The following is a 23,521-nucleotide window of genomic DNA, read 5'->3' on the forward strand; positions in this document are numbered from 1 at the left end:
CTGCACCTCACGGGCAGCGCGGGTCTGCCATCTGCACCATCTCGATCTGCTCGGGCGTGAACGGCAGCGGGTCGCAGCCGTGGCCTTCCTCGCAGATCCGGTCCCACTGCGGCGCCGCCTTCGCGTGGCAATCGAAGCAGTTGCCGCCGAAGCCGTTGACCACGTCCTGGGTCCCGCGCGCCATGATCGTCGTGCCCTCGGCCGTGACATCGAGCGCGAAGAACTCCCAGTCCGAGTTGTCCGGGGCCCAGCCGGCCGCGCGCTTGACCATCGCCTCGCCCGGGATCAGCTGAATCACGGTACCGACCGGATACGTGCCGCCGGCCGGGTTGTTGGCGACCTCGAGGGCCTCGTCCGTGTGCCCGAGCAGGTTGGTGATGCGAAACTTGCGGACCTTCTCCCACTCGAGGATGCACGTGAAGTCCTCGGCCTGCATCTCGAGGTCCTCGCCGCTGCCGGTCGTGCCGCTGCTCGCCTCGCCGTTCGTGCTGCTGCTCGACTCGCCGCTCGTGGTCGTGCTGCTGCTCGAATCACCGCTGGTGGTCGGCGCCTCGGAGGTGCCGGTGGTCGCGGGGTCGGTCGTGGGGCTCGTCGTCTCGGTCCCGGTCGAGGCGGCGGTCGTCGTGTCGCCGCTCTCCGCACGCGGAGGCGAGGAACAGACACAGGAGGTACTGCGGGCGGCTGGACATGGCGCACGATTGCCAGCCCGCGGCGCGCGTGGCAAGTCCCGCCATCGCGGCGCAGCCCCGCGCCGCCGCGCGAAATCGCATCACCGGCGACGCATCACCGCGAACAGCTCCTGGCGGTGGCGGATCAGCGTCGACCCGTGCGCCACCTCGAGCTGCTCGATGGCGAAGCGCGGCGCGAAGCGGCGCTCGACCTCGGCGCGGTCGGTCGTGAACGGCGGCCCGCCGGGGCGGCCGTGGGCGTAGAACAGGCCCACCAGCATCCCGCCGGGCAGCAGCGAGTCGGCCACCGCCGTCACGTAGTCGTCGCGGCGGGCCGGGTCGATCGCGCAGAAGCAGGTGTGTTCGACCACCAGGTCGAACGCCGGCGGTTGACCGATCCGCGCGAACAGGTCCTGCACCGCGAACGTGATCGCCAGGCCCGCGGGCGTCATCGCCTGCGCCTGCGCGATCGCCGTCGGCGCCAGGTCGATCGCCGTGACCGTCGCCTCGAGCGCCGCCAGCAGGCGCGCCTCGTGCCCGCGGCCGCAGCCGGGGACCAGCGCCTGCATGCCCTTCGGGACATGTTCCGAGAACCATGCCACCAGCGGCGGCGCGGCCCGCCCGAGCTCCCAGCCGCCGGCGTCGGCGGCGAACAGCGGGTCCCAGAACCTCGCCTCGCCCGGGTTTGCGCCGGCGGCGTCGGGCGTGCGCACGAACAGCTTGGCGCGGATCGCCCGGGCCACCGGGGCGATCACGTCGACGAACGCCTCGAACTCGGCCGGCGTCAGCCGCAGCCCGGACGGGCCGGGTCGTCGACGGACAGCGTCGCGTGGCGGGCGAATGCGTCGACCGCGACCGCGCGGACCGGGGCGCCTGCGTGGCGCCCGAACGCCGCCCACATCGGCTCGGCGACCGCGTCGACGCGCGCGTAGGCCTCGCCCTCGAGGTCGCGGCCTTGCTCGCCGCGGGCGCCGACGACCACCGCGCGCACGTGCCGATCCGGCCGATGGAGCTTGAACGAACGGAAATCCACGCGCGCGAACTTGGCGCGTCCGCGCCGCCGCCGCAAGCGCTATCCTGGCGCCGTGGCCATCCACGACCTCCTCGTTCGCCTGAGGCGCGACTACGCCGCTTTGAACCCGCAGGTCGAGCGGATCGACGCGCTCCTGGCAGAGGCCGGCGAGCACGTCGTCCACGACCACATCGCCCTGCGCACCTGGGGAGATCCACGCTGTGACATCGACGTCCTGGCGCGGCCGTTCGTGCGCGCCGGCTACCGCGCCGCCGGCGCCTACCGGTTCGCGGAGAAGCGCCTCGTCGCCCGTCACTTCGCCCACGACGACCCCGACCTCCCGCTCGTATTCGTCAGCGAGCTCGTCCTCGACCCGTTCTCACCTGGCCTTCAGGACATGGTCCGAAGCCTCCTCGCGCAGGTCCCCGAGGCCACGTTCGCCGCGCCGGACCTGTGCGCGCGCGGCCGCCCGTGGCAGGTCGCCCACGCCGACGTCGAGGCGCTGCGGCGCGAGAGCGAGTACGCCGCCTGGCTGGCCGCGTTCGGCTGGCGGGCCAACCACTTCACCGTCGCCGTCCACGCCCTCGCGCGCCTCGGCGACCTCGCGGCGCTCGACGAATTCCTCAAAGCCCGCGGCCTGCGCCTCAATGGCGCCGGCGGCGAGATCAAGGGCTCGCCCGCGCAGGGCCTCGAGCAATCGTCGACCGTGGCCGACGTCGTCGACGTCGAATTCACCGACGGCACCTTCGCCGTGCCCGCTTGCTACTACGAGTTCGCGCGCCGCTGGCCCGGCCCCGACGGCCGGCAGTTCCGCGGCTTCATCGAGGGCTCGGCCGACAAGATCTTCGAGAGCACCGACCGGAGGCTCGTCTCGTGACCGCCGCACCCACCGCGAGGCTACCCTGTTCGCGCGCATGGCCCTCGGAAGGCGGCGCTAGCGCTACAGTGAGCGCCTTGCGCGCTTGGAGGCACACGCGTACCCTCGGGCCGTGGGCAAGGAGTCCAGGGCTCGCCGAGAACGGGCGCGGGGGCGTCAACAGCGAGCGGCGCCCACTGTCAGCCCTGCGGCGCCGAGCGTGCGTGACACGGGCCCGGAACAACTGCTCGTCAAATACGGGGTCGAGCCAATCTCCGACCTCCCGGGCGAGACAAAGAATTCCACCTCAAGGTCCTCACCGACGTGCTCGCCGGCCACGACAGACACCCGAAGTCGATCGGGGCGCTCTGGGCGACCCAGACCTGGCACAAGCACCACGACGGGCTCGCCGCATCTCGGCCGAGCGCGCTGCGCTTCGGTGATACGGAGATGCAGCTCGCGTGCAAGCCGGGCTGCAACCACTGTTGTCATTCCCCGGTCGGCGTAGTCGGCGCGGAGGCGGTGCTCGTCGCTCATGTCGTGGCCCGCACTTTCTCGGCCCAGGACCGGCTCGAGCTCGCGCGGCGGATGGAGGATCGCAAGGCTGCGCTGCAGCATGGCGACCCGCAGCGAGGGTACCTGTGCCCGCTCAATGTGGGCGGAAACTGCTCGGTCTACGAGTTCAGGCCGTTCAATTGCCGGATGTTCCATTCCTTCGATGCGGACGCGTGCGAGAGCATCCGCGAGGACGGACAGGCGCGCGGAGGCCTCCCGATCGACCGCGTCCGCAGGCAGTACGACAAGTTGATCGTCGCCAGCGCGAATGTCGCGCTCGCGGCGCTGAAGCTCGACATGAGATTGCTCGAGTTCATGGCGGCCCTGGAACTCGCGCTCGCGGCGGGCGATGACAGGTGCGAGCGCTTCGCTGCGGGAGAGGACCTCTTTGCGAGCCTCCCGACCATCGCGTCGTCGGCGGCGGCGGCAGCGCCTGAATAGCGCGAAGGTAGGGCCGAGACCTGCGCGCCGCGGGCCGCAGCGAGGGCGAAGCGACCGCCGAGCTCGCCGGGCTCGGGCCCGACGCGCGCCACGAGCTGCTGTTCCGCGCCGGCACCAACTTCGCCGAGCTCCCGCTGTGGCAGCGCCGCGGCGTCGGTCTGGCGTGGGCGCGTGACGCCGACGACAGGCCGTGGATCTCCCCCGACCTCGAGCTGCCGATGCGCGCCGACTACGAGGCCTACGTGCGGGCCAAACTGGTCGAGTCGTAGCGCCAGGCGCCCGGCGGCGCGACTGCCGAGCCCGGTGAGCAGCCGCAGCGATGAGCCATCGCACGTCCGGCGGGCTTCTGCGCCGGCGCCGAGCGGTGCCACCCTTGACTCGACATGGAGCGACTCGCCTCGGACCTGCTGTTCAACCCCACGGAAGAGCACCGCATGCTGCGGCAGATGGTCGCCGACTTCGCCGCGCGCGAAGTCGAGCCGCAGGCCGCCCTGCACGACCACAAGGGCGAGCTCAACGTCCCGCTGTTCCGCCGCCTCGGCGACCTCGGCCTGCTCGGCATCACCATCCCAGAGGCCGACGGCGGCGCCGGCATGGACGCGGTCGCGGCCGTCATCGTGCACCACGAGCTCGCCAAGTACGACCCCGGCTTCACCCTGGCGTACCTGGCCCACTCGATGCTGTTCGTCAACAACTTCTACCACTGCTCGAACCCCGAGCAGCGCTCGCGCTACCTGCCGCGCGTGCTGTCGGGCGAGTGGGTCGCCGGCATGGGCATGACCGAGCCGGGCGCCGGCACCGACGTCCTCGGCATGACCACCACCGCCGTGCGCGACGGCGACGGCTGGGTCCTGAACGGCACCAAGACGTACATCACCAACGGCTGCGAGGGCCACTGCTTCCTCGTCTACGCCAAGGTCGAGGGCCGGATCACCGCCTTCGTCGTCGACCGCGACTGCCCCGGCTTCCGCTCCAGCAACCACATCGACAAGCTCGGCATGCGCGCCTCGACCATGTCGGAGCTGATCTTCGAGGACTGCAAGGTGCCCGGCGCGAACGTCCTCGGCGAGGTCGGCAGCGGCCTCACGCACATGATGCGCAACCTCGAGATCGAGCGCACCACCCTGGCGGCGATGAGCGTCGGCATCGCCGACCGCTGCGTCGACATCATGGTCCGCTACGCCGAGGAGCGCCACGCGTTCCGCCAGAGCATCAACCGCTTCGGGCAGATCCAGCGCTACCTGGCCGACGGCTTCGCGATGACCGAGGCCGCCAAGTGCCTGGTCTACAACGTGGCCCGCGACATCGGCCCCGACGTCCGCAACCGCGTCGGCTCCGACGCCGCCAAGCTGTTCGCCGCCCCCGTCGGCAAGCAGGTCGCCGACTACGCCATGCAGGTCATGGGCGGCGCCGGCTACTGCAAGGAGTTCCCGGTCGAGCGCCTGTGGCGCGACGCCAAGCTGCTCGAGATCGGCGGCGGCACCATCGAGGCCCACCAGAAGAATCTTACAAAGGACCTCACCGCCCTGCTCGCCCGGGGCTGAGCGAAACGCAACTGTTTCGAGGACCTGCTCTCCGAGCATGTCCCTTGAAACATGAGACTGCGCCGCTGCACCCGGGCCTCCTCGTCAGCGCCAATGCTGCCACGGACCCGCTTGCTCGCAGCGGCAGCCGTCCCTCGCCCGCGCGCGCGGTCACGGGCCCGCTTGCTCGCAGCGCGGAGCCACCGCGACCGTATCCCTCGCCCGTCCACGTCAGCGCGCGTGCTGTCGCGGGCCCGCTTGCTCGCAGCGGCTGCGCCACCGCGACCGTTTCCTCCGCCCGCTCACGTCAGCACGCGCGCCCCGTCGGCGGTCACGCACACCGTGTGTTCGAACTGCGCGCTCCACTTGCGGTCGACCGTGACCACCGTCCAGCCGTCCTTCAGCACCTCGACCTCGGGGGTCCCGATCGTCAGCATCGGCTCGATCGTGAACACCATCCCCTCGCGCAGGCGCAGCCCGGTGCCCGCGCGGCCGACGTGGGGCACGTGCGGCGCCTCGTGCATGTGGCGGCCGATCCCGTGGCCGCCGAAGTCGGTCACCACCCCGTAGCCGCCGCGCCGCGCGACCTCGACGATCGCCGCCCCGATGTCGCCGAGCCGCGCCCCTGGCCGCACCGCCGCGATCCCGGCGTCGCGGGCCGCCCGCGTGGTCGTCACCAGCCGCTGCGCCTCCTCCGACGCCGCCCCGATGCAGAACGTCGCCGACGTGTCGCCGTGGAAGCCGTCGAGCTCGGTGGTCACGTCGACGTTGACGATGTCGCCGTCGGCGAGCACCACGTCGGCCCGCGGCACCCCGTGGCACACCACCTCGTTGCGGCTGGTACACACGCTCGCCGGAAACGGCCCCGGCCCCGCCCCGCGGTACCCGCTGGCTCGGCCGCCCGCCCCGCCGCGCCGTGTCCTCGCGCACCCACGCGTCGATCTGCCCCGTCGTCACCCCCGCGCGCAGCCGCTCCGCCACGTACGCCAGAGTCCCCGCCGCCGCCGCTCCCGCGCGCTCGATCGCCGCGATCTCGCGCGGCCCGTAGATCGTCACCGACATGCCGCGAGCGTGCGCCGGACCGCCGCGACCGGTCCAATACCATTTGGGTATGGCGCGAGGCGCGGCGACATCACCGCGAAGAACAACGTCCATGGACCGGGCGACGTTCGCGTCGAGGATCCGCGAATGTCCATAGTCTGGAGTCACGATGATCTGCTCGGGAGAAATGCTCGTAGCACGGGCCCGAATTGTATCGATGTTCCTGTGCCGCACCCCCTCGCGCGCACCTCGACCCGCGGGCACACTGAATCGCGCCGATGCATCAGCCCACGCAACTCCCGCCCGGGCCCAGGAGCGCCGTCTGGCAGACCCTTCGTTATCTGCGCGACCCGGTCGGATCGATCCGCGACGTGGGCCGGCGGCACGGCGATCTGTTCACCTTGCCGATCCTCGGCGGCGCGATCGTGGTCGCCAGCGCCCCCGAGGCCGTGCGCGCCATCTTCTCTGCCGAGCCCGACACCTTCGCCCCGTTCGCCGCCGACGCCATGGCCCCCGTGCTCGGGCGCGGTTCGGTCCTCCTGCAGCACGGCGCCGCCCATCGCCGCGCCCGCAGGTTGATGCAGCCGCCCTTCCACGGCGCGCGCATGCGGGCCTACGGCGCCACCATGCGGGACAGCGCGCGGGCCCACCTCGCGGCCGTCCCGCGCGACCGTCCGGTCCCGATCGAAGATGTCTTTCGGGACATCTCGCTCGACGTCATCATCCGCACGATCTTCGGCGTCTCGACCAGCGAGCGGCTCGCCGCCTGCGCCCGCGGCGTGCGCGACACGATCGCCGCGTTCGGCCCGTTGATCGCCACCTTCCGCGCCCTGCAGCGCGAATTCGCCGGCTTCGGTCCGTGGGCCCGGTTGCGCCGGCTGCTCGGCGGCGTCCACGACCTCCTGCGTCAGGAGATCGCCGCCCGCGATCCGGCCCGTCCCGGCGACGACATCTTGAGCCTCCTGGTCGCCGCGCGCGACGAGTCGGGCGCCGCCATGGACGAGCAGGAGATCGTCGAGCAGCTGTTCACCATGGTGATCGCCGGCCACGAGACCACCGCCACGGCGCTCGCGTGGGCGGTCGACGAGCTGCTCCGGCAACCCGAGCTGCTCGGCGGTCTGCGCGACGAGCTGCGGCCGCTCGGCGACGATCCGGACCGCCTCGCCCAGTCGCCGCTGCTCGACGCGGTGTGCGCCGAGACCTTGCGGCTGCACCCGCTGATCCCGCTGGTCTCGCGCAAGCTGCTGCGGCCGTTCGAGCTCGGCGGCTACCTCCTGCCCGCCGGCGCCGGCCTGGGCGCTTGCCTGCTGCTCGTCCACCTCCACGAGGCCCGCTACCCCGAGCCCCTGAGCTTTCGCCCGCAGCGCTTCCTCGACGGCAAGCATCCCCCGCCGCACGAGTACTTGCCGTTCGGCGGCGGCGCGCGGCGCTGCCTCGGCGCCGCCTTCGCGCTGCACGAGATGAAGATCGTGCTGGCGACCCTGATCCTCGAGTTCGAGCTCGAGCTCGCCGCCGCGCCGGCGCGGACGGGGGTGCGCGCCGCCACCATCGGCCCCAAGGGCGGCGTCCCCGTGGTCCGCCGCTGAAGCGCCGTGCGCCTACCCTGACGCGGATTCCTCCCGTGTGCGCCGGCGCGACCGCGCACGCTTGCCTGCCGCGGCCGCTCGCGCGTAGCCTGGGTGCGTGAGCCTGACCCAGATCAGCTACTTCGTCGCCGTCGCCGAGGAGCAGCACGTCGGCCGCGCGGCGCAGCGGCTGCACGTCTCGCAGCCGCCGGTGACCCGGCAGATCCGCCAGCTCGAGGACGAGCTCGGCACTCGCCTGTTCGACCGCACCCCGCGCGGCGTCCGCCTCCTGCCCGCCGGCGAGCGCTTCCTCGCCCACGCCCGGGCCATCCTCGCCGAGGTCGACGCCGCTCGCCGCGCCGTCGCCGAATCCCCATCCAAAGACATGTCCGATGGGGCATGCCATTTAAGACATGTCCCGATCGCCATGCGGGGACAGCCGTCCTGAGCGGACCTGCGGCCGACCGCGCAGAGGCGACGAAGCGCAGATCGCTCGGCTCTCGGCCCCTGCAGACGGACCTCGCTGGTAGAGACGGGCCTGCCTCGAGCGCGCGCGACGACAGGCCGCGAGAACCGTCGCGCGCTTTCAGCTGCGAGGGGCGCCGCGGCAGCGGGCTCATGAGAGAAGCGCCGCCGCCCGTGAGGGGCAGCGGCGCTTCGGGTTCCTGACCCGGCGTCGCGGGAGGTTCGGCTCACTCGCCGCGCGGGCCGCGGTGCTTCTCGCCGTGGTGGGCCTGCTTGAACGCCACCAGCCTCGCGGGTCAGCTTGCCGTCGCTGTTGCTGTCGGCCTCCGCGAACTTCTCGGCCAGCTTGTGGTGTCCGGCCACCTCGTCGGCGGTCAGCGCGTTGTCGCTGTTCACGTCGAGCTTGGCCATCATCATCGCCGCGCGCTCGGCCGGGTCCTTGGGCCCGTCGCCGTGCTTGCCGCCGCGGCCCTTCAGCGCCTTGAGCTCCTCGCGGGTCAGCTTGCCGTCGCTGTCGGTGTCGGCCTGGGCGAACTTCTCGGCCAGCGGGCCCTCGGTGACCTCGTCGCGGGACAGCGCGCCGTCGCTGTTGGCGTCGAACTTGGCCAGCAGCTTGCTCGCCCGCGCCTCCGGGTCCTTGTGCATGCCGCGGTCGCCGCGGTGGCCCTTCATCGCCTTCATCTCCTCGCGGGTCAGCTTGCCGTCGCCGTCGGCGTCGAGCTCGGCGAACTTCGCCTCGAAGCGGTGGCCCTTGGCCTCTTCGCGGGAGATGGCGCCGTCGCCGTCCGCGTCGAACTTGGCCATGAAGCCGCCCTTGTGGTGACCACCCTCGACCTCCGCGAGCTCCTGCTCGGTGGGCTCCTCGGTCTCCTCCTTGTCGCAGGCGACGAACAGGAGGGAAAGGGACAGGAAGGCGGCCTTGGTGATGCGTGTCATGGTGTGTCTCCTCGCACCGGGGGGCGGCCATCGCCGCGCGGGTCAGGGCCCCGGCTCGCATCCAGATATTGGTCGCCCCCGGACTCCCTGCACGCCGGATTACCGTCGCTTTACAGAGGCCCTCGCCCGCCCCGGAGGCGGAGCCCGTAGCACCCCCTTGCCGCGCGTTTCAGGCCGATTGCGCGCTTCCGCGCAGGGCTCCCGGTTACGTCCCGCCAACATTTCCCGGGGTCTCCTCCAGCCCGAACCCCGCCAGGCGCGCACGCCCGCACCCCGCCCCTGCAGAGGTCGCCCCGGAGCACGACGCGTGCCCGCGAGGCTCTTCGCCCGCCAGGCAGACGCCGCGAGCGCACCGCACCCGCACGAACTCGACTTCGCCGACATGCTCCAATGCGACAACATGTCTCTCAAGACATGACCGGATCCAAGGCAGTCACTGGCTCGCCAAGTCCGGCAGCACCAGCCCGCGCGACCGCGCCAGCGCCTCGGACAGCTCCCACGTCCGCCGCGCCAGCTCGGCGTCGAGGCGCAGCGGCGTCGGTTCGAAGCGCCGCGGGTCGAACAAGATCGATCCACCCGCGCCGCGGACATCGGCCGCGGTGAGCAGCCGAATCACGTTCGCCGCCGATCGCTCGGGCGAGGTCCCGAGCAGGCGGTAGAGCCCACGGATGAACCACGGCCACTCGCGCGCCGTGTCGGTGCGGGTCATGCCGACGCAGACGACGCTCGCGCTGACCGGCAGCTCGCGCCAGCGCTGCGTCGCCTCTTGCACGTGCAGGTAGCCCAGCACCTGCGACGACATCAATGCCGGCAGCAGCGACCAGCGGCGGCGCTCGAACTGCAGGTCGTCGAGCTCGGGCACCAGGCCCGCCGGCGCCTTCGCGCCGACGTGGACGATCCGCCCGTCGCCCGAGCGCGCCAGCGCCGGCAGCAGCCCGCGGTTGAGCGCGTAGCGGGCCAAGTATTGCAACCCGAACGCCCGCTCGAACCCGTCGGCAGTGTCGACCCGCCGCATCGATGCAGTCATCGCGGTGTGCACCAGCCCGTGCAGCGCCGGGCGCCAGCGCCGATCGCCTCGATCGCGCGCCCCACCCCGGCCATCGTCGTCAGGTCGGCCGCGCAGAACACCGCCTCGGCGGCCCCCGCCTCGCGCACCGCCGCGACTGCCCGGTCTCCGCGATCGCGGTCGCGCCCGAGCAGCAGGAGCGCCGCCCCGCGGCGCGCCAACGCCGTCGCCGCCGCCAGGCCGATCCCCGCGGTCCCACCGCTGAATGCGAAGTTGAGGCCGCGGAGCGGCCGTTCGTCGTGCGTCCCGTCCATCACGTTTCTCTTTCTTTAAAATATGAGCAAAGACTTGCTTCGTCAGCTTGTGTTCGCCGCCTGTGCGCGCGGCCGTGCAGCCGCGCACCGAGTCCTATCGAAGCCGGATCGCGGGCGTCGAGCGAGGCCTTCCGGCGAGCTCCAGCTTACATTTTGCCACGCGACGGGCCGCCGCCGGAGCTGCTCTACCAGAGCGATACAGGGCTGTGACGCGCCGGCGTGCATGGTCGAGAGCCGCGCCGAACGGAGCTGCCGACTCGCGCGCGGACCCACTCCGCGCCATCGCAAGCCCACGCGGCTCGGTCGACGGCTGCGTGACGTTCGAGCCCTGACGCCATTGATCGCAGGAGGACTAATCACCATCGAAGGTCGCCGACATCGACAACGATCAGGCGGCGCATGTCGTTGACGGACGGTCCGGCGTCGAGCCAGGTGTTCGCCGTGCTCACCGAGGTCTCCGCGGCTCCGGGAGAGACGGTCGGACGACTTCGGCTGTCGTTCCGTCCGGCCCGGCGCACCGCCGCGTCTCACGTCGGAGGCGCGAGTCCTTCGGGCCACGACACGCACTGACAGGGCTCTTCGACCGCCGGCTGGGCCATCAACACGCGCCAGGCCCGAAAGAAGGTGTCGAGGGCGTCATCCGAATCCCGGGCCTTCCAGCGCAGCAGCACCGCGAAGACCCGCGCCTCGAGATCCGTCCTGGGCCCGGCGACCGCGCGATAGGCGAACAGTGCCGCGAGGCGAGCAGGCCATTCGCTGTCGCTAGCCCGACCGCGTCGAGCGAGCCACACGTCGACCTCCGGCACCGCCTCCCGGTCCGCCTTCGCGGCACCCGACCGCGACCGAAAGCGGTCGACCCCCCCGGCCAGATCGTCGAGGTCTCCGCCGTCCAGTGCGGCCAGCGGCCCGCCGTGGTGAGCGCTGCTCGCTGCCTTTCGCAGAAATGGATCGTCCTTCACGAGCGCCAGCGACCGCACCACGGCCCCGCGCTCGGCCAGCGCATGCTCGTGCCCCGAGAGGTAACCCGCGAGCACGAACACCGACGCCGTCGACGAGCTCGCCGCGGCCACCCGCGCGGCCTCCGGAGTGAGACACACCTGCGCGGGCGCTCCCGGCTCCACCAACAGCGCGGCATATGGCCATTGCGACGACGGCCCCACCGCGTGCGCCATCGCGTCCGCGCCGCGCCGCAGCTCCTCCGTATACTCGACCGCCGGAGCGGCAGCGAGGTGCAGGCGGGCCTGTCGGACCGCGACGAAGCGCCGCGCGTCGGCGTGCTGACCACCCGCTCGCAAGATCCCCGCGGTCAACACCTCGTCCGTCCATCGCCCGAGCTCCCGGGGCCGACCGTCGACCAGAAACGCGGTGCGTGTCATGCGTAACGTCCGCAGGCGCCGCGGAGCCCCGACGAAGACCGCCGCCGCCAGGACGACGAGGCCAAAGCCGAGCGTGGCCCGCGGACTCCCGCCGGGCGCGCGCCCGTCTATCCCCTCCCAGCCGAGCCAGAGAAACGGCCACGACATCACTGCGATCGCCACGGCGAGCCACAGCGACCGGAACGAGCGCCACGCCGCGATGTGCTCCTCGTGGTCGTACATGCACTGCGATACGTAGCGATCCGGCGCGATCGCGTCAACGTCGATCTCGCCAGGCAAGTGTCGACCACACGCCCGCGACGACCTACCCCTCAGAGCTCTATCGGGGAGTGGCGATAATCTGTCCGACAGGTCATGTCTCAGTGACCATGACTCAAGTGCCAGATCATCCCCGCGGTGGCAGGCGGACGTCACCGGTTCGTTGAGGCCGGCGCGATTCATCGCCCACGTGTTCCTCGACGGACTCGCACCGGCTCGGTGATCCGCGCGGTCGACGGAAAGATCGAGGTCGAGTTCGACGACGCGGTGCGGACGCTCATCCACGGGAAGCGGTAGGGAACCGTCCCTCCATTTCCGAAGCTCCTGGATCTCCCCACCCGTGACGGTCTTCGGGCACGATGAGCGAGTCTTGCAGCCCGCTCGCAGACGGGCGCTGGCGCGCCGGCGTGCGCGCGTCGGTGAAAGTCGGCTGAAATTTCGTCGGTCCCCGCTGACGCTACTGTCGCCGGGTCTTTCCCGGAGTCATCGTCATGCGCAAACTTGGTTTTGGAGTGGGTCTGCCCGCGATCGCGGGCTGGTTGTGGATGGCGGCCGAGGTCTCGGCCGCGCCGACCTTGCGGGTGCAGGTCACCCAGCGCGGCGACTTCGCGCTGATCGGCAACACGCTCGCACAGAACTGCACGGCGGCCGTGCCGAAGCCGGTCGTCGGCGCCGTCGGGATGTGCGGTTCCAACACTGCCGACGGGTCGGTCGACGTCTACTGGCGCGCCGACTCGCCGGAGCCCGACCAGGCCGAGGCCAACGTGGCCCTCACGGCCGCGGACGCCCGCACCTCCGCGGTCCTGGGGCTGCCGGCGGAGGCCGTCGTCACCCACGCCTTCCTCTACTGGGCCGCCTCCGTCGACGCCCGTATGGCCGACGGCACGGTCACGCTCGACCGCCCGGGCGGGTTCTCCGCCGACGTCGACGGCGCGGCGAATTGCGTGACCACCGACTTCAGCGCCTACCAGTGCAGCGCCGACGTCACGGGCCTGGTCCAGGCCCACGGCCCCGGGTCCTACCGCGTCGGCGGCGTCGACACCGCGGCGTTCGCGAATGTCAACAGCGAGGGGCTGTTCGCCGGCTGGTGGATGGTCGTCCTCTACCAGGACCCGGCCCAGCCGGTCCGCAACCTCGCGGTGTTCGACGGCTTCGACCTGGTGGAGACCGATATGTCGCTCGACATCCTCCTCTCGGGCTTCAAGGTCCCCGACGGCGGCATCGAGGGCAAGCTGGGCCTGGTCGCGTTCGAGGGCGACATCGGCCTCTCGGGCGACCAGTTCACCTTCGGCGGCGGCCCGCCGCTCGCCAACCCGCTCAACCCGGGCAACAACTTCTTCAACAGCACGCGCTCGCACCTCGGCAGCGCGCTGTCGGTCGCCGGCGACCTCCCGCAGCTGACGGGCGAGCCCCACTCGATGTCGGGCATCGACCTCGACACCGTCGACGTCACCGACAAGCTCACGGCGGGCCAGACCGAGGCCATGTTGCAGGCGAGCACCACCGGCGACCAGTTCTTCGTGTCGGGCTTCATCACCTCGATCTCCGACCTCCGGCCCGAGTTCACCACGTCGGTCAAGTCGGCCGTCGACGTGAACGGCGGCAAGCTCGTGCCCGGCGACGAGGTCGAGTACACGATCGAGGTGACGAACACCGGCAGCGACACCGCGATCGAGGTCGTCCTCACCGACCCGCTGCCGGCCGGGGTGACCTACGTGCCAGGCTCGCTCGAGATCACCACGGGCGCGAACGCCGGCGCCAAGACCGACGCCGCGAGCGACGACCAGGGCGAGTACGACATGAACAGCAACGCGATCGTCGTCCGCCTCGGCATGAACGCCAGCGACTCCGCCGGCGGGACGCTCGCCATGGGCGCGTCCTCGACGGTGAAGTTCCGCGTGAGCGTCGCCGCCGACAGCCCCGGGCAGATCGACAACCAGGCGCTGATCAACGCGGCCGGCATGCTCGGCGCCGCGGCGACCGACACGCCGACCGGCGACGGCAACTTCCCGGGCGCGCCGACTTCCGTGTTCGTCGTGCCCTGCGAGACCGACGCCCAGTGCACCGACCCGAGCCTGCCCCACTGCGACGCCGCGAGCGAGCCCAGCGCCTGCGTCGAGTGCCTCGAGGACGGCCACTGCTCCGCCGGATCGACTTGCGACCCCGCGGCCCACACCTGCGTGTGCACGCCGACCGGCGCCGAGGTGTGCGACGATGGTCTCGACAACGACTGCGACGACGAGATCGACGAGGAGTGCGCGTCCGACACGACGACCGGCGAGGCGTCGACCGGCGAGGCGTCGACCGGCGGCGACATCCCGACAGGCGGCTCGGCCTCCGGCGGCGACTCGATGTCCGGCGGCGACTCGATGTCCGGCGGCGACTCGTCGACCGGAGGCGACGGCCCGACCGGCGGCCCCGGCAGCGACGGCTCGAGCGGGGCCGCGAGCGACAGCGACGATACCGGCACGGACCCGAGCGGTGTGGGCGAAGGCGGCTGCGGCTGCGACGCCCCCGGGCCCGACGCGGGGGGCCTGCTGCTGCTCGGCGTCGCCGGGCTCGTGACCAGGCGCCGTCGCCGGTGATCCGGGCGGCGCGCGGCTCAGCGGTGAGCGGTCGCGTCGGCGACGCGGCCGTTCGCACGCAGCGGTCGAGGCCGGGTCCGCCGGACGCGGCCGTGGCCCCGTCACCGAGGTGAGCGCGCGACGCGACGGCGCGCCTCATCCGAACCGTCGTCGTATGCGACGATCTGCAGATGTTGCGCACCGATGCGCAGCTGACCGGTGTTGGAGCGGCGCTCGATGATGCGGGCGGCGTCGCCGATGCCGGCCTCGCCGAACTGGCGGCGCGCGCGGAAGATGTTGAGGTGAAGCTGGTTGCGATCGATGCGCAGCTGATCGAGCAGCGCGTGCTGGTGGACCCAGCCCTGGTAGGCGGGCGGGACGTCTCGCTGGCGTAGGGCGCGCGCGCCAGCAAGAGCAGCGGGTAGTGGTGGCTGCGGGCCTGGAGGTCGAACACGCGGTCGGCGTGGGTGGCGATCAGCTCGACGTACTCCTCGTCGCGGCTGACCGCGAAGCGGAGGTGCAGGTCGTCGAGTTGCGGGGCCGAGGGCGCCGCGTTCGCGGTCGGCGGCAGCGCCTCGGGGAGATGGACGCGGAAGGCCCTGGTGCCGATGTGGACGGTCTCGCCGTCGGCGATCGGGACGACCTCGCCGGCCTGGTCCATCGACCAGGTCGCGCCGGCGCGGAAGATCATGGCCGCGGGCGCGTCGGGGTCGGGCAGCGCGAGGATGCCCCCGAGCGACGCGATCGGCTCGCCGCCGTCCTGCGGCTCGGCGAACGCGACGGGCTCCTCGGCGTCGACGAGCGTGTAGCCGTCGGCGCGACCGAACCCGAGGACACTGCCCGCGGTCAGCACGGCCGGGACGCCCGGCTCGAGCCGGCGGCCGTCGACGTGGACGCCGTTGCGACTGTGCAGGTCCTTGATGTCCCAGCCGGCGCCGGTCCAGCGGAGGACGGCGTGTTCGCCGGACACCTCGGGTTCGTCGAGGCGGATCGTGCAGGCCCGCGAGCGGCCGACGAGGTCGCGGCTGCGCAGCAGCCAGCCGAAGCTGCCGTCGGTCTTTCGCAGCCGCGCCATGGCGTCGATCACTATGCCGGGACGCGGACGGCCCCGTCTATGTCGGACCTGCCAGCAAGCCCGCGAGCGCGGGCTCGCGGAGCATGCGCTCGCGCGTGAGCTCGGGCTCGCGGCTGCTGGCGAGCGCCGCTCGTGCGTGCGCGCGTGCGACCTCGGAGCGCTCGGCGATCCACAGGCGAGCGAGCGCGAGGTGTAGATCCACCAGGACGTCGGTCGGCGCGCCGTCCGCGAGCGCGAGGGCCGCCGAGAGATCGCGCTCGGCCATGTCCGGAAGACCCTCGACGGCGGCGAGCAGGCCGCGCACGAGCAGCAGGTGGGCGAGCGCTGCGGCCTCGTCAGGGCTCTGCGGTGCGAGGTCGCCGATGCCGGCGAGCTCGCGCAGCGCCGCCTGGCGGGTCTCGTGGTCGTCGCGGTGGACGGGCAGGACCGACCACACCTCGGTGAGCGCGGGCAGCAGGCGGCCGCCCAGGCGGCGCAGCAGGATCGCGGCGGCGAGCGGGCGGGTGCGGATCAGGAGCGCGAGGTCGGGCCGGTGCGCGGGCGCGAGGAGGTCGGCGGCGGCGGCGTCGATCGCCGCGGTCAGGCCGTCGACGTCACCGAGGCGGTCGCGCAGGTCGACGAGGAGCAGCCGCTCGCGCGAGGTCCGGGCCTGGCTGTCCCCGAGGACATCCCGCGCGGCGACCGCGTCGTCCGCGGCGAGGTGACGGGCGGCCCGGTCCCACGCGTCGTCGGCCGCGGACGCGCCGGCCCGGGCACCGTGGACCGTCAAGCGGCGCAGCGTGCCCTCGGCGGGGGTCGGGCGGACGTCGGTCATCGCGCCGATGGCCAGCCGCAACGGTCCGGACCCGGGTGGAGCCGGAAGGACGGCCCGACGGCCCTCGGCGCTGCACCCAGCCTCGCCGCCGCGGAACCACCCGACGCGGACGACATGGCGGCTAGCGAACCTGGCCGAAGGGACATCTCGTATGGACATGACGACCGGCAGGCCGCCGCCGGACCGACAACTCAGGTTGCGGTTCAGCGCGCTGGGACGGGCCCCGCCGCACACGCGGGCGCCGATCAGCACCGCGCCGGCCTCGTCCTGCACCTCGACCGACAGGCACGCGCCGCTCTCCAGGCGGTCGGCGTCGAGCTCGAACTCGAGGGCCAGCGCCTCGCCGTCCCACTCGAGCGGCAACCAGGCCGCCGGCGCAGGTCCGACCGCGGTCAGCGCGAGCTCGCCGCGCCCGGGGCCGCGGCGCAGGCCGGCGGGGCGCTCGACGTGCCAGCGGCCGAGGTCGGCGAAGTCGACGTCGATGCGGGCGCCCGGGCGGACGAGCGGCTCCAGGCGGGCGATCTGGGCGGCCGCCTGCGCGGCCTCGGCGTCGCTGCGCGCCGGGTGAGCGGCGAGACGGACGGCCGCGGCGTGGGCCTCGACGTGGCGACCGAGGCGGTCCAGCGCCGCGACGCTGCGGGCCAGCGCGGTCGCGCCGAGTCGCGGGTCGTCGGCGAGGCGCGCGTCGATCGCCAGCACCTGCTCGTCGTCGCCGACCGCGGACCACAAGGCGGCGGCGCGGGCGAGCAGGCGACCGCGGACGTCGGGGTCGGGGGTCGTGCGGGCGAAGTCGGCGTAGGCCCCGGCGGCTTCGCGGGCGCGGCCCATGCCGGCCAGCGCCTCGGCGTGAACGGTGCGCTCGGCGAGCCACGGGTCGTCGACGGGGAAGGTCGCGCCCGGGCCGAGCGCGGGCGGCAGGGCCGGCATCGCGGCCTCGCCGTCGCCGAGGACCCACGCGCCGTGCCCGGGCTCCAGGCGGACGACGAGCTCGTCGGCGGGATCGTCGTCGCGCTCGACCACGAGGAGGGCATCGATCCCGCCGATCATCCGCGCCTCGCCGCCGTCGCCGGTCACCCGCGCGAGCAGCACGCCGTGATCCTCGCCGAGACGGAAGCGCTGAATCAGTTCGTCGTCGCCGTCGCCGTCGAGGTCGGCGGCGAGGAGGGTGCGCGAGAAGGCATGGAGGTCCGGGTGGGGCGACGGCACGTGCGCGACCCGGCGCAGCGCCTCGCCGTCCCAGCGCAGCAGCTCGAACCCCGGGGGCCCGCCGAGGTGCGGCGGCTCGGGGAACACGTCCGGCGCGGCGTCCAGGGCGTCGCGGACGACGACCACGAGGCGCTCGTCGCCGCGGCGCGCCCCGGCGATCCCCCTCACGAACCCCGCGGGCCCGCGCCAGCGCAGCCGCAGCGCGCCGTCGTCATCCAGGTCGAACACCCGCAGGTCGTAGGTGGGGCTCTCGAAGCTGGCGACCAACTCCTCGCGCCCGTCGCCGTCGAGATCACCCGACCACGCCGCCGACCACGCCGCCTCCGCGGCGTGGGTGCCGGTGTGCGCGACGGCGGTGGAGAGCGGCTGACCTGGCGCTTCGACCAGGCGGTAGAAGCCGAGGTGCGGCCATATGTACTGGAACAGGCTCACCGGCGGTCGGCCGGGCCCGGGTCGCAGGATCTCCCCGTAGGCGACGGGGTGCTCGGCGCGCCACAGGACGACGTCGGGGGCGTCGAGGTCGACGAGGTCGGTCCCGCGGACCAGCTTGCGTGTGGTCCCGAAGGGGGCGCCGCGCCGAACGGCCGGCGGCCGACCTCCACGAGCCGGTCGTCGAGCAGCACCGTCTCGCCGCTCGCCGACCCGAACGCGTACGCGGCCGGGCCCCCGGATGGAAGGGCGTAGACCGGCCAGAACACCTCCGTCGGGAGCGGGTGCCCGGCGGCCAGGGCGGCCAGCAGCGGACGCCACGGACTGTCCACCGGCGTGTCGGCGAGCGCACCCGGGAGATCGCGCAGGGCCAGGGCGGCGAGCACCGACTGCGCGCGCAGCTCGTCGTCGTCGACCCCGCGGGCGTGCAGCTCGGCGACCACGGGCGCGAGCGCCGGCCCGTCCCTGTCGGCGTGGAACGTCGCAGCGAGCGAGCGCAGCGTCGCGGTCGCGTCGTCAGGGTGGACGGCATCGACGTAGGCCCGCGCGTACGCGGTGATCGCCTCGTCGCCGCGCCCGGCGGCCCGCGCCTGGTCGCCGCGCCGCTGCCACGCGTGGGCGACCGCCCGCGTGCCGCGGTGCGCCGGATCGGCGACGAACGCGGCGAATGCCGCCTCCGGATCTTCGACCTGCCCGATCGCCGCCAGCCGGTCCGCGGCCAGCTGCTCGGCGCGGACCCGCAGGATCGAGGCCCGCCACGCCAGCCCGCCGAGCACCAGCGCCGACGCGACGAGCCCGGTGAGCGCGACGATGCCGGCGATCCGCAGGCGCCGCCGCCGGCGCAGGGCCGGGTCCTGCTCGAGGGCGACGAGCAGCGCGTGCATCGTCGGCCAGCGCCCCGCGGGGTCGTCCAGGAGGCCGCGTGCGACCACCGCCGCGAGCCACGCCGGCACACCCCGCCGCACCAGCACGGCCTGCGCCGCCTCGCCGCTCGGACGCTCGCTGGCCAGCAGCTCGTACAACACCACACAGAAGCTGTAGATGTCGCCGCTCGCGTCGACGACGGCGCCGCGCCGCTGCTCCGGCGCCATGTACCCCGGCGTACCGATCACCGCGCCGGCCTGCGTCAGCGGGGCCGTCGACAGCGGCGACGTCAGGTCGTCGTCGCCCGCGAACGTGCGGGCCTGTCGCGCCAGCCCGAAGTCCATCACACGCACGCGACCGTCGGCGCCGACCATGATGTTCTCGGGCTTGACGTCGCGGTGCACGAGCCCGACGTCGTGCGCCGCGGCCAGCCCGCGCCCGGCCTGCACGGCCACGGCCAGCAACTCGGCCCGGTCGCGCACGCGCTCGCGCTGCCAGGCCCGCAGCGTGTCGCCCGGCACGAACTCCATCGCCAGGAAGATCCGCCCCTCGTGCTCGCCCGCCTCGTGCACGGTGACGACGTTCGGGTGGGCCAGGCGGGCCAGCGCCTGCGCCTCCTGCAGCAGCCGGGCCTGCTGCGTCGCCGAGGCCGCGCCGCTGTCGAGCAGCTTGAGCGCAACGCGCCGTCCGAGCACCTCGTCGCGCGCCAGGTAGACGACGCCCATGCCACCGCGGCCGATCGGACCCGCGAGCGCGTAGCGGCCGATCCGCTCGGGCGCCGCGCAGGGCGGGCCGTCCTGCCCCGCGTGCGCGCTGACGGTCACGGCCGTCTCATGCGAGCTCATGGCAGAGGGCATGCGCGCACAGTCGGCCGTTCACCGCGGCGCCCAGGTTATCACGTGTGGTCAGAGCCTCGGCCCCCTGCAATCGACGAGGAAGAGCTCGCGCGTCGGTGCGATGACGCTCCCGACGCGCCCCTGGGACCTGCCGGGTCGAGGTCTGGCACTCAGGCTCGCCGCGCGGGCCTCGAAAGGGGAGCAACATGTCCCTCGAGACATATTGCCTCCCACCGCAGCCGGGTCCGCTCGTCTCGACGCCTGGGCGACCGCCGGCGCGGGGACCATCCCCGCTCGCCTCAGTGTGCAGGAAGGGCCGACCCTGATTCAGTCGGCCCGTCCTGAAACTCGCTGGGACCTTTGGTGAACGCGGTCACCTGCACTCTCCGTCACAGGCCACAGGACGTGCAATTGACCATCGGTTAACCGTGGGTGTGCTGCCTTGTACCGCTCCAGATGGCTCTTCCAGAGCGAGCTCTTCGCTTCGGGAGAAAGTGCGAAGATGGCTCGCCGGTGTTGGGAAGGCGCCTGAAGGACGGCCCTATACAGGAGCTCAGCATCTTGAGCTCCGCCGTGTGCGCAGAATGCCTCATCGCTGGATCGAACCTCTGGTGTATCGGTCATCGCTGGGACGCCGGAAAGGAGGAACAGAAGAGTCAGGGTGGAACGGACTGAAGTACTCATCGTCGCGCCGACGCCATTCGCAGCGCCCCTCGCAGAAGCGGGGGGCGCTTGCCGTCGCCACGATCCTCGCCGACTTTGCGTGGGTCGCTACGCACATCCCGGTCCTCGGGGCGCTCGGCCTCGCCCACGGCAACCTGTTCGGCTCTACGGTGGGGCCGCCGCATCTTCGGACGCGGCTTCGCCAGGTTTTGAATGGCGGCCCGGGAAAAAGAGCATCACGATCAAGACCAGCAATGCCGCACCGAGGAGGAGCACTCCCCGCAGATTCTAGCGAGGGACACACCCGAGGGCCGTGCGGGCTGCTCGTTCATGCTGCAACGTACCCGCCTGCATCTCGTAGGTCAACGCGGCCAGCCGTCCTTGTCCCCGTGGGCCGCGCACCCGCGGTCCCCAAAGCTTGCTGATGAGCGGCAAGCTCAGCGCGGGGCCAGCGGCGCCGCTCGCGGGCGCGTGCGCCGCCACAGTCCCACGGCCCACGACAAGGAGCGTCGAGCCGCTCGCTCCGACACGACACGCCGTCAGAGTTACAAAGTCCTCATGTCGGGACCCGAGGACGGCCAGCATGCGGAGGCCCGCGAGGCGCGGGACCTCGCAGCCGCGTCGCTCCGCCGCACGCTCGCCGAGTTGCGCGTGGATCCACGTCGCGGCCTCTCGCACGCGGAGGTCCAGGCGCGCCGGGGGACATACGGCTACAACGAGGTGATCGAGAAGAAGCGGCACCCGGCGCTCGCCCTGCTGGCGAAGTTCTGGGGCGCCTCGGCCTGGATGCTCGAGCTCGTCATCGTCTTCTCCGCCGCGCTCGGGAAGTATGCGGACGTCGCGGTGGTCAGCGGGCTCCTGGTCGTCAACGCCATCGTCGGCTTCGTGCAGGAGCGGCGCGCGACCGGGATCGTCGAGTCGCTGCGCACCCGACTGCAGGTCCGCGCCCGCGCGCTCCGGGACGCCGATTGGCGGATCATCTCGGCGCGCGAGCTGGTCCCCGGCGACATCGTCCGGCTCCGCTCCGGCGACATCGCCCCGGCGGACGTCGAACTCCTCGACGGCACCCTGCGCGTCGATCAGTCGGTGCTCACCGGCGAGACAGCCGAGGTCGAGAGGGTCGTCGGCGAGGTGCTGGCGTCGGGCTCCGTCGTCCGCCAGGGCGAGGGGAACGGCATCGTGCTGGCGACCGGGGCGCGCACGTCCTTCGGTCGCACGGCGGAGCTGGTCCGCATGGCCCGACCGCGGCTCCACATCGAGGCCGTGGTCGCCAGCCTGGTGCACCGGCTGCTCATCATCGTCGGGACGCTGCTCGGGGTCGTGCTGGTGCTGGCGTTCGTGCGCGGCGAGCTGCGGCTCGATTTGGCCCCGCTCGCGCTGGTCCTGTTGATGAGCGCGATCCCGGTCGCTCTCCCCGTCATGTTCACGGTCAGCACCGCGCTCGGGTCGCGTCACCTCGCGGAGCACGGGGTGCTGGTGGTGCGCCTCAGCGCCGTCGAGGACGCCGCGACGATGGACGTGCTGTGCGTCGACAAGACGGGCACGATCACGATGAATCGGCTGAACGTCGCCGGCGTGAGCCCGTGGGGCGGTGCGACGGAGTCCGACGTGCTCGCCGCCGGCGCGCTCGCGTCCCAGGAGGCCAACCAGGACCCGATCGACCTCGCCTTCCTGACCGCGGCGAAGGACCGGCGACTGTTCGACGCGACCTCCGCACCCACGGTCGTCTCGTTCGCGCCGTTCGACGCGCAGCGCCGGCGCACGGAGGCGGTCGTCGAGGTGGACGGTCGCCGGCTCCGCGTGATGAAGGGCGCGGTCCGGACGATCGCTCGGGAGTGCGGGATCGAAGCCGATGCGCTCGATACGCTCGCGGCTCGTGTCCGCGACGCGGCGCAGCGAGGCCATCGCACGCTGGCCGTCGCCCGGGGCCCCGAGGACGGACCCGTCGAGCTGCTGGGGTTGGTGTCGCTCTACGATCCCCCGCGCCCCGACGCCCGCCAGTGGATCGCCACGCTGCGCGACTTCGGGGTGACGGTGAAGATGGTGACCGGGGACGCGCTCGAGGTGGCGAGCGAGCTCGCGCGAGAGGTCGGGCTGAAGGAGATCCGCCGCCCCGGCGAGCTGAGGGCGGCGAACGCCGACGTGGCGAGCGCCGTGCTCGCGGCGGACGGGTTCGCCGAGGTCTACCCGGAGGACAAGTACATGATCGTCGCGCGGATGCAGGCCGCGGGGCACGTCACAGGGATGACGGGCGACGGCGTCAACGACACGCCCGCGCTGCGGCAAGCGGAGGTGGGCATCGCCGTCAGCACCGCGACCGACGTCGCCAAGGCGGCAGCCAGCGTCGTGCTGACGGAGCCCGGACTCATCGACATCATCGCGCTGGTCGACGAGGGACGGCGGACCTACCAGCGGATCTTGACGTGGATCATCAACAAGATCAGTTGGACCATCCTCGTGGCGTCGTTCGTGGCCGTCGCGTACGTCGTGACAGGCGAGTTCGTGATCTCCGCGTTCGCCATGCTCTTGCTCGTCTTCATGACGGACTTCGCCAAGATCGCGCTGGCCACCGATCGCGTGCGCCCGTCGCGCGCGCCCGAGACATGGAAGATCGGCGGGTTCGTCGCCATGTCGGTGACAGTCGGGGTGATGATGGTCGCGGAGTCGCTCGGGCTCCTGTACGTCGCCTGGTCGCACTTCGGGCTGGCGGTGGACGACCGCGCGGTCGCCACGTTCAGCCTCCAACTGCTGCTCTTCTTCGCCGTGTTCTCGCTCCTGTCCGCGAGGGAGCGGCGGAGGTTCTGGGCGAGCGCGCCGAGCATGCCCCTGCTCGCGGCCCTGGCCGCCGACGTGGCCCTGGGCGCGGCCCTGCCGTTCGCAGGCCTGCCGGCGCTCCTCCCTACCATGGTGGCAGAGCCTCTTCGTCTTCGGCTACGCGGCCGTGATGTGCCTTCTCGTCAACGACTCCGTCAAGGTCTTCTTCCTCGATCGGTGCGCCAAAGCTCGATAGTCGAACTCGGTGACCCGCCTCGATGGCGCTGACGTCGACGATGT

16 protein-coding genes and 3 pseudogenes are annotated in these 23,521 nt (G+C 72.5%); 8 read left to right on the forward strand and 11 right to left on the reverse strand.

The window, feature by feature from the left end; translation table 11 throughout:
• Positions 1-7: 7 nt before the first annotated feature.
• Genes OV079_RS30355 through OV079_RS30365 form a run of 3 tightly spaced genes read right to left on the reverse strand, consistent with a single transcriptional unit; the run spans position 8 to position 1,701 of the window.
• Positions 8-724 carry a hypothetical protein gene (locus tag OV079_RS30355; RefSeq protein WP_267772493.1) on the reverse strand — a complete coding sequence of 239 codons (717 nt, stop codon included), beginning with the start codon at positions 722-724 and terminating at the stop codon, positions 8-10.
• 45 nt (positions 725-769) lie between these two features.
• Complete coding sequence (locus OV079_RS30360; protein ID WP_267772494.1) at positions 770-1,423, reverse strand: methyltransferase domain-containing protein; 654 nt, start codon at positions 1,421-1,423, stop codon at positions 770-772.
• A gap of 29 nt (positions 1,424-1,452) precedes the next feature.
• Positions 1,453-1,701 carry a hypothetical protein gene (locus tag OV079_RS30365; RefSeq protein ID WP_267772496.1) on the reverse strand — a complete coding sequence of 83 codons (249 nt, stop codon included), beginning with the start codon at positions 1,699-1,701 and terminating at the stop codon, positions 1,453-1,455.
• Positions 1,702-1,753: 52 nt separating this feature from the next.
• Between OV079_RS30365 and OV079_RS30370 the strand changes: the two genes are divergently transcribed.
• The 3 genes from OV079_RS30370 to OV079_RS30380 all read left to right on the forward strand — a co-directional run bounded on the left by OV079_RS30370 (position 1,754) and on the right by OV079_RS30380 (position 5,076).
• Positions 1,754-2,557, forward strand: a complete 804-nt coding sequence (locus OV079_RS30370) for a DUF1338 domain-containing protein (RefSeq protein ID WP_267772498.1) — start codon at positions 1,754-1,756, stop codon at positions 2,555-2,557.
• A 303-nt stretch (positions 2,558-2,860) separates the two neighbouring features.
• Positions 2,861-3,532 carry a hypothetical protein gene (locus OV079_RS30375; RefSeq protein WP_267772500.1) on the forward strand — a complete coding sequence of 224 codons (672 nt, stop codon included), beginning with the start codon at positions 2,861-2,863 and terminating at the stop codon, positions 3,530-3,532.
• Between the two features lie 383 nt (positions 3,533-3,915).
• Positions 3,916-5,076: an acyl-CoA dehydrogenase family protein gene (locus OV079_RS30380; protein ID WP_267772503.1), complete on the forward strand. Its 1,161-nt coding sequence runs from the start codon at positions 3,916-3,918 to the stop codon at positions 5,074-5,076.
• A 281-nt stretch (positions 5,077-5,357) separates the two neighbouring features.
• Here OV079_RS30380 and map read toward each other — a convergent pair.
• A pseudogene (gene map, locus OV079_RS30385) lies at positions 5,358-6,117 on the reverse strand (type I methionyl aminopeptidase).
• Positions 6,118-6,374: 257 nt separating this feature from the next.
• On the opposite strand from map, the gene OV079_RS30390 reads away from it, so the two are divergent.
• Positions 6,375-7,682 carry a cytochrome P450 gene (locus OV079_RS30390; protein WP_267772505.1) on the forward strand — a complete coding sequence of 436 codons (1,308 nt, stop codon included), beginning with the start codon at positions 6,375-6,377 and terminating at the stop codon, positions 7,680-7,682.
• A 97-nt stretch (positions 7,683-7,779) separates the two neighbouring features.
• Positions 7,780-8,109 carry a LysR family transcriptional regulator gene (locus OV079_RS58875; protein ID WP_267778681.1) on the forward strand — a complete coding sequence of 110 codons (330 nt, stop codon included), beginning with the start codon at positions 7,780-7,782 and terminating at the stop codon, positions 8,107-8,109.
• 494 nt (positions 8,110-8,603) lie between these two features.
• Here the strand turns inward: OV079_RS58875 and OV079_RS58880 are convergent.
• The 4 genes and pseudogenes from OV079_RS58880 to OV079_RS30415 form a co-directional block, all read right to left on the reverse strand.
• Positions 8,604-9,062: pseudogene (locus tag OV079_RS58880) on the reverse strand (EF-hand domain-containing protein); the annotation flags it as partial.
• A gap of 433 nt (positions 9,063-9,495) precedes the next feature.
• Complete coding sequence (locus OV079_RS30405; protein ID WP_267772506.1) at positions 9,496-10,089, reverse strand: Rossmann-fold NAD(P)-binding domain-containing protein; 594 nt, start codon at positions 10,087-10,089, stop codon at positions 9,496-9,498.
• Entirely contained in the window at positions 10,086-10,382 is a 297-nt protein-coding gene (locus OV079_RS30410) for an SDR family NAD(P)-dependent oxidoreductase (RefSeq protein ID WP_267778683.1), read from the reverse strand. Before OV079_RS30410 ends, OV079_RS30405 begins: the two co-directional genes overlap by 4 nt.
• A gap of 527 nt (positions 10,383-10,909) precedes the next feature.
• The gene (locus tag OV079_RS30415) at positions 10,910-12,301 is read right to left on the reverse strand and encodes a hypothetical protein (RefSeq protein ID WP_267772508.1); all 1,392 of its coding nucleotides are present in this window, start codon (positions 12,299-12,301) and stop codon (positions 10,910-10,912) included.
• Positions 12,302-12,507: 206 nt separating this feature from the next.
• Between OV079_RS30415 and OV079_RS30420 the strand changes: the two genes are divergently transcribed.
• Both OV079_RS30420 and OV079_RS30425 read left to right on the forward strand, forming a co-directional pair.
• Positions 12,508-14,601: an isopeptide-forming domain-containing fimbrial protein gene (locus OV079_RS30420; RefSeq protein ID WP_267772509.1), complete on the forward strand. Its 2,094-nt coding sequence runs from the start codon at positions 12,508-12,510 to the stop codon at positions 14,599-14,601.
• A 170-nt stretch (positions 14,602-14,771) separates the two neighbouring features.
• Positions 14,772-14,975 (forward strand): hypothetical protein, encoded by a 204-nt coding sequence (locus tag OV079_RS30425; protein WP_267772510.1) that lies wholly within the window; start codon positions 14,772-14,774, stop codon positions 14,973-14,975.
• A gap of 485 nt (positions 14,976-15,460) precedes the next feature.
• Here OV079_RS30425 and OV079_RS58885 read toward each other — a convergent pair.
• The 3 genes and pseudogenes from OV079_RS58885 to OV079_RS30440 form a co-directional block, all read right to left on the reverse strand.
• A pseudogene (locus tag OV079_RS58885) lies at positions 15,461-15,655 on the reverse strand (FHA domain-containing protein); the annotation flags it as partial.
• A gap of 37 nt (positions 15,656-15,692) precedes the next feature.
• Positions 15,693-18,107, reverse strand: coding sequence for a hypothetical protein (locus tag OV079_RS30435; protein WP_267772512.1), 2,415 nt, complete (start codon positions 18,105-18,107; stop codon positions 15,693-15,695).
• Complete coding sequence (locus OV079_RS30440; RefSeq protein WP_267772514.1) at positions 18,104-19,792, reverse strand: serine/threonine-protein kinase; 1,689 nt, start codon at positions 19,790-19,792, stop codon at positions 18,104-18,106. Before OV079_RS30440 ends, OV079_RS30435 begins: the two co-directional genes overlap by 4 nt.
• A gap of 1,233 nt (positions 19,793-21,025) precedes the next feature.
• Between OV079_RS30440 and OV079_RS30445 the strand changes: the two genes are divergently transcribed.
• On the forward strand, positions 21,026-23,509 hold the full coding sequence (locus OV079_RS30445; RefSeq protein ID WP_267772515.1) for a plasma-membrane proton-efflux P-type ATPase: 2,484 nt from the start codon (positions 21,026-21,028) through the stop codon (positions 23,507-23,509).
• Positions 23,510-23,521: the final 12 nt, after the last annotated feature.

This window comes from Nannocystis pusilla (assembly GCF_026626665.1).
In the GTDB taxonomy this organism is placed as follows: Bacteria; Myxococcota_A; Polyangia; order Nannocystales; family Nannocystaceae; genus Nannocystis; species Nannocystis pusilla.

Excerpts from the sequence above, each read along its gene's own strand:
- OV079_RS30390 (WP_267772505.1), top strand. The coding sequence starts at position 6,375 with ATGCATCAGCCCACGCAACTCCCGCCCGGGCCCAGGAGCGCCGTCTGG.
- OV079_RS30425 (WP_267772510.1), top strand. The coding sequence starts at position 14,772 with ATGTTGCGCACCGATGCGCAGCTGACCGGTGTTGGAGCGGCGCTCGAT.
- OV079_RS30380 (WP_267772503.1), top strand. The coding sequence starts at position 3,916 with ATGGAGCGACTCGCCTCGGACCTGCTGTTCAACCCCACGGAAGAGCAC.
- OV079_RS30445 (WP_267772515.1), top strand. The coding sequence starts at position 21,026 with ATGTCGGGACCCGAGGACGGCCAGCATGCGGAGGCCCGCGAGGCGCGG.
- OV079_RS30405 (WP_267772506.1), bottom strand. The coding sequence starts at position 10,089 with ATGACTGCATCGATGCGGCGGGTCGACACTGCCGACGGGTTCGAGCGG.
- OV079_RS30420 (WP_267772509.1), top strand. The coding sequence starts at position 12,508 with ATGCGCAAACTTGGTTTTGGAGTGGGTCTGCCCGCGATCGCGGGCTGG.
- OV079_RS30410 (WP_267778683.1), bottom strand. The coding sequence starts at position 10,382 with ATGGACGGGACGCACGACGAACGGCCGCTCCGCGGCCTCAACTTCGCA.